This window comes from Acidovorax facilis (genome assembly GCF_023913775.1).
GTDB lineage: Bacteria > Pseudomonadota > Gammaproteobacteria > Burkholderiales > Burkholderiaceae_C > Acidovorax > Acidovorax facilis.
In genome coordinates this window covers 1-1,413 of sequence record NZ_JAMXAX010000278.1, presented here as the reverse complement: position 1 = coordinate 1,413, position 1,413 = coordinate 1, and the positions used below count along the sequence as shown (strand labels likewise).

Here is a 1,413-nt window from a genome sequence, read left to right as displayed (position 1 = left end):
GGGTGGGTTTGCGCGAATGCTCGAATCCGTTGTCTTGATCTGCGGCCATTGCCAAGGTCTGCTGCTTCATCTGCGGATAACGTTTGACCCCTCTCAATGGTGGACCTTAATCAGCGTTGCCTTAAGTGCGTCGATCATGGCTTGGTTGGTCAGCAGGAAGTTGTCCAGCAGCGTATACCAACTGAGCACGAAGCGCTTCATGCGTGCGTCGTCGCTAACGAGACCAGGCAATCCCTTGGCTACTTGGCCCTGCATGCGACTGCGAATCTCCGTATCCGCCTCGGATATCTTGCGCCCGATCAGAATGAGTTCGAAGTGCATTGCATCGCTGCTAGCGAACTCTGCGTGCTTTTTGATGAGCTGCGCGTAGCCATCGAGCTGTTGGAGGTGCTTGTAATTGAGCGCGAGGCTTGGCCGCTTGATCTCCACCACGATACAGCGATAAATCTTTCTGCCCATCGAGTCATGGTGTAGAACCTTGCGTGCGAGGAACAAATCTGGCTGTTTGCTTGCGCCCTCGATGGCAGTAGGTTCATCTGCGTCCAAGTCGTCTAAAGTGATGTCGTCGATCCCCTTGACCGCGTCGCGAAGCGATTTGGCGATCTTGGTGAACGTGTCTTCCTCTGCTCCGAGCGTTTCGTAGGAACTGCCGAAAAGCCACGTGTTGGCCTCGATGATGCCCTGCAAGTCCGGCGTCTCAAGCGTCTCCAAATAGTGGTCATTCATCAGCGTTCGCAGCTTTTCGGCCACTTCGTGTCTACGGCGCAGGACTTCAATGGCCGACACAATGCTTTGTAGCGACACGCTCTTGAGCTGCTTGGCAAACAGTTTGGTTGAGACGTCGTCGAGCTCTAGTACGCTGTTGAGTACCTCGAAGATGGCATCGTTTTCGTTGGAGACCGACAGTTTGTCGAGCAGCCGCACGATGATTTTTTTCTGGTTCTTCTTAAGGGACTTCAACGTCGTCGGATCGGCGGTGTATACAGCGCGTAGGATGCTTTTGGTGTTCTCGAACCGCCACTTCTTGTAGTCCTCGGGTAGGCCCGCATAGGTCGGAAAAACGCCATCTGCGATGTACCCTTCAATCTCCCGCTCAAACTGCTTGCGCAGGAAGTCCTCATATACAGAGCTGGTGATCTTATTGAGTTCGCGCGCCACCTTTCGCCACGTCTCCGACTCGAAGCCCGTCGCGTCTGGGCTGGCCAAGTCACCTCCGTTAGGCTCGAAGGCGTCAACCCACTTTGAGCTGACATAGATGCTGGTGTGGAAATTTCCCTTGTGGTTGAAGGGTAAGCGACCAGCCGTACCACCTTGAACAGTCCCGCGACATCTCGCAAGATCGTGTGCACGTAAACCATCGTGGACACCATGCTCAAAGATTCAGAGACACCGAGATATGCGACGCGGCGTACC

1 protein-coding gene is annotated in these 1,413 nt (G+C 54.4%); it reads right to left on the bottom strand.

The window, feature by feature from the left end; genetic code table 11:
- Positions 1 to 93 precede the first annotated feature (93 nt).
- The gene (locus tag NFX52_RS30115) at positions 94 to 1,206 is read right to left on the bottom strand and encodes a hypothetical protein (protein WP_202907236.1); all 1,113 of its coding nucleotides are present in this window, start codon (positions 1,204 to 1,206) and stop codon (positions 94 to 96) included.
- Between the last annotated feature and the right edge of the window lie 207 nt (positions 1,207 to 1,413).